The 4311-nt window shown below is 59.6% G+C and carries 2 protein-coding genes and 2 pseudogenes; 2 read left to right on the top strand and 2 right to left on the bottom strand.

All coding sequences use genetic code 11. The annotated features are described in order from the left end of the window. Window positions 1-110 precede the first annotated feature (110 nt). Together NW819_RS08980 and NW819_RS08975 are read right to left on the bottom strand one after the other, a co-directional pair. Window positions 111-2250: pseudogene (locus tag NW819_RS08980) on the bottom strand (polyribonucleotide nucleotidyltransferase). Window positions 2251-2309: 59 nt separating this feature from the next. Then, on the bottom strand, window positions 2310-2591 hold the full coding sequence (locus NW819_RS08975; protein WP_414357275.1) for a MoaD/ThiS family protein: 282 nt from the start codon (window positions 2589-2591) through the stop codon (window positions 2310-2312). A 282-nt stretch (window positions 2592-2873) separates the two neighbouring features. Here NW819_RS08975 and NW819_RS08970 point away from each other — a divergent pair, with 282 nt between their 5' ends. Beyond that, the gene (locus NW819_RS08970; RefSeq protein WP_414413535.1) at window positions 2874-3794 is read left to right on the top strand and encodes an arylamine N-acetyltransferase family protein; all 921 of its coding nucleotides are present in this window, start codon (window positions 2874-2876) and stop codon (window positions 3792-3794) included. A 59-nt stretch (window positions 3795-3853) separates the two neighbouring features. After that, a pseudogene (locus NW819_RS08965) lies at window positions 3854-4311 on the top strand (2-isopropylmalate synthase); the annotation flags it as partial.

The following is a 4311-nucleotide window of genomic DNA, read 5'->3' as shown; positions in this document are numbered from 1 at the left end:
AAAGCGCTCCGCACCGCTGTCGCGATGGAGTTTTCTCTGCCATTTTGGCCGCTGCCGGCGGCTGTCGAGGGGATCCCTGGCCCCCCCGTTGCTGGGGGAAAACCGCAGCCTCAGTGGTGATGGTTGCGCACCCGCGCTGCTTCCTCAGGGCTAATGCCGAGGCGAGTGAGGTTGATGCGGCCTTTGTGATCGATGCTGCGCACCTTGACCACCACCTCATCCTCCACAGCCACCTCATCTTCCACCCTGCCGACGCGGTACTCCGCCAGTTGCGAAATGTGGATCATGCCTTCTTTGCCGGGCAAAAACTCCACAAAAGCGCCGATGGGGATGATGCGGGTCACCTTGCCCAAATACACCTGCCCCTCTTCCACCCGCCGCACCAGATTTTCGATCATCTCCCGAGCGGCTTCGGCTTGCCCCCCCACCGAGGAAGACACGGTGATCGTGCCATCGTCGCTGATGTCCACCTTGGCCCCCGTCGCTTCGGTGATGCCGCGCACCGTCTTGCCGCCAGGGCCGATAATCTTGCCGATATCCTCGGGATCCACCTTGAACGTGAGCAGACGGGGAGCTGTTTTGGCCAACTGGGGTCGAGGGGCGGCAATGGTCTCCAGCATCTTGTCGAGGATGAACTCGCGCCCGGCCTTGGCTTGCCGAATGGCCTGCTCCACCACGTCAACGGTGATGCCGGTGATTTTCATGTCCATTTGCAAAGCAGTGATCCCCGCCCGCGTACCGGCCACCTTGAAGTCCATGTCCCCCAGAAAGTCCTCGATCCCCTGGATGTCGGTGAGGATGCGCACCTCGTCCCCCTCCTTGATAAGACCCATGGCCACCCCGCTGACCGGCGCTTTGATCGGCACCCCAGCATCCATCAGAGAAAGGGTAGAGCCACAGACGGATCCCATCGAGGTGGAACCGTTGGAGGAGAGCACTTCCGACACCACCCTCACCACGTAGGGAAACTCCTCTTCCTTGGGCAGCACCGGCACCAAGGCCCGCTCCGCCAGCGCCCCATGACCGATCTCCCGCCGTCCCGGCGAGCGTGAAGGCCGCGTTTCTCCCACCGAAAAGCCCGGAAAATTGTAGTGGTGCATGTAGCGCTTCTCATCCACCGGGTGCAAGTCGTCCAGCTCCTGGGCAATCGCCGGGGGTGCCGAGGGTGGTAATGGAAAGGACTTGGGTGAGGCCGCGATTGAACAAGGCACTGCCGTGAACCCTTGGGATCAAACCCACCCGGCAAGAGACCGGTCGCACCTCGTCCAGCTTGCGTCCATCCACCCGCACCCCCTCTTGCAGGATTTGCTGGCGCATCAGCTTCTTGAGCAGAGCCTTGAACTGGTTGTCCAACTCTTTGGGGTTTTCCAGAAGATAGAGCCGCAAGGGATCCCCCTCTGGCCGTTCCTGGATTTGGGCCTCCAGCTTGGCCTTGAGCTCCTCCAGTTGTTGTTCCCGGCTGGTCTTGTCCAAAAACTGCCTGAGAATGGAGCGAATGCCCTCCTGAGCCTGCTCTTCCACAAAAGCAATCAGCTCCTCGTTTTTGGGGGGAGGGGGCAGCTCTACCGGGGTGATGTTGAGATCCGCCAGGACTTGCTGTTGGGCTTTGAGCAGCTCCTGGATGGCCTCAAAACCAAACTCGATGGCCTCCACCACATCCTTTTCCGGCAGTTGGTTGGCCCCGGCTTCCACCATGATCACGCCATCGGCACAGCCGGCCACCACCAGATCCAGATCGCCCGCCTCAATTTCGGCATAGGTGGGGTTGAGGATAAATTCATCCTTGACCAAGCCCACCCGCACCGCCGCCACCGGGCCGTTGAAGGGGATGCGAGCACCGTGAATGGCCAACGAGGCTCCCAAAATACACAACACATCGGGCGGCACCGTATCATCTACAGAGAGGGTGGTGGCCACCACCTGCACATCATCCCGCAGCCATTCTGGGAACAACGGACGAATGGGTCGGTCTATTAAGCGAGAGATCAAAGTGGCCCGTTCCGGTGGCCGGCCTTCTCGCCGCAGATATCCCCCTGGGATCCGCCCCGCTGCGTAGAGGCGCTCTTCGTAATCGACCAACAAGGGCATAAAATCAACGCCAGGCCGGCCTGGCTGCCGTGTGGCGGTAACCAAAATCGAGGTTTCGCCCGAAGTCAGCCAAACCCCACACCCTGCCTGAGGGGCCATCAGCCCAATATTGATGTCAATTTCCCGCCCATAAAAGGAAATCGACCGAGTGTATTCTGCCATGTAACGCTTCGCCTTCTTTTTTTCTTGCCGCTATCGTAGCATTCTCCTTTTGCTCCTTTTCAGCCCCCGCTGACCGGAGGGATCAGAACGACTTCGTCTCCCGCCGATAGGGGAGTGTCGGCAGCTACAAAATTGAGGTTGAGACCGAAGCGCGTTTGGGAGCGCCAAGGAGCCAAGCTGGGGTAGCGCTGGATCAGTTGATCGCACAGTTGCCCGACGGTGGTACCGGGGCTCACCTGCAGGCGCATCTCGGTTTGTCCGATCACTTCTTGATAGACGGCAAAGAGCTTCAGCGTGATGGGAAAAAGCTCATCGGAGGGCAAATTTTGGGCAGCAGCCATCGGTAGCGCTCCCACCTGCTTTGAACGATCTTGTGGACAATATTGGGCAATCTTTGGCCGGTTTGTCCACCAGAATCCTCTGCCCATATCCTACTCATCAGGGATCCCTACAACCCCAGAAAAATCGGCTCTGGAGAAGCGAAAAAATACCCGCCTCCTAGATCCCGGTGAGGGGTTGGGGCGTCGCCCAAACAAAACTGTTCTTTTAGCTCTGGCCGGGGATCCGGGGCAAGGCTAGGGTAGGCCAAAAGCTTGCTTGGCAGCCAACCGGCTTCTGTGCTGATGCTAGAGCCACTGACCCCCTCCCAAATCAGGGCCTACTTGGATCGGATCGGCTACGTTGGCTCCACCCAGCCCACCCTGCAAACCCTCCGCCAGATCCACCGAGCCCACCTGCTGAGGGTGCCGTTTGAAAATCTGGACATTCATCGGGGTCGCGCCATTTGCCTGGAGCGGGATTTCTTGTTCCAAAAAATCGTCCGAGAGCGGCGGGGCGGCTTTTGCTTTGAGCTGAACAGCCTGCTGGCCGCTGCCTTGCAGGGAATGGGGTTTTCGGTACACCTGCTCTCAGGACAGGTGAGCCACGCCGTTCGCGCTACTCCGACGGAGTCCGATGTCCGCTTTGGACCTGAGTGCGACCACTTGGCTGTGCAGGTGAACATCGGCGATGAAGCCTGGCTGGCAGATGTGGGGTATGGGGAGGCCTTTCGCGAGCCGTTGCGGCTGGGGGATCCCGGGATTCAAGCCCAGGCTGAAGGACGCTACCGCCTCACCCCTTGGCCAGGGGATCCCACCGCTCGTCGGTATTGGCTCGTTCAGCAGGAACAGCCGGATCGCACCTGGAAAACTCTATTTCTTCTGGATCGGATCCCACGCTCCCTGCAGGAGTTCGAGCCCATGTGCCGCTTCCACCAAACTTCGCCAGAATCGATGTTTACTCGGCTCCGCCTTTGCACCCTAGCCACTCCAACCGGACGGGTCACCCTCACCGCCCGCGCCAATGGCTCTTTTAAGTGGATCGAGACCACTCCAGAAGGCCGCCGGGAACGCCCTCTCAGGGATGAGAAAGAGTATGAACAACTGCTCGCCTGCGCCTTCGGGATCTGCCTTTCTCCATCTCCTTCTGCCGCCGAGGAACGCAGGGAAAACAAGCCAAATGGCAATTTAACAGAGCCCACCCCAATCTCCCCCGAGCCAGGTTAGAACCCCTGCCAGTTAATGTCAAAATAGTAAGGCAATGTTTCGTTATCTCAGTAACCGTTATGGATGCTGCCGCGGTCGCTGCGTTTGATGGCCAAGCTTTGGATCACGTACTCATTTTCGACACCACCCTGCGAGACGGGGAGCAGTGCCCCGGCGCCACCCTCAACACCGAAGAAAAGCTGGCCATTGCCCGGCAGTTGGCCCGGCTGGGCGTCGATATCATCGAAGCGGGGTTTGCCTATGCCAGCCCCGGTGACTTCGAGGCTGTGCAGAAAGTGGCCGAGCAGGTGGGAACCCCCGATGGCCCCGTGATTTGCAGCCTGGCCCGCGCCCTCAAGCCGGACATTGAGGCCGCCGCTGCAGCCCTAAAGCCCGCTGCCAAGCCCCGCATCCACACCTTCATCTCCACCTCCGACATTCACCTGAAGTATCAGTTGCGCAAAACCCGCGCCGAAGTGCTGCAAATTGCCGAGGAGATGGTGGCCTACGCCAAGTCCTTCGTGGACGATGTGGAGTT

This window comes from Synechococcus sp. R8-2, from assembly GCF_047461715.1.
Taxonomy (GTDB): Bacteria; Cyanobacteriota; Cyanobacteriia; order Thermostichales; family Thermostichaceae; genus Thermostichus.
The sequence above is the reverse complement of the archived record's forward strand: the minus strand, read 5'-3'. Positions and strand labels throughout refer to the sequence as shown.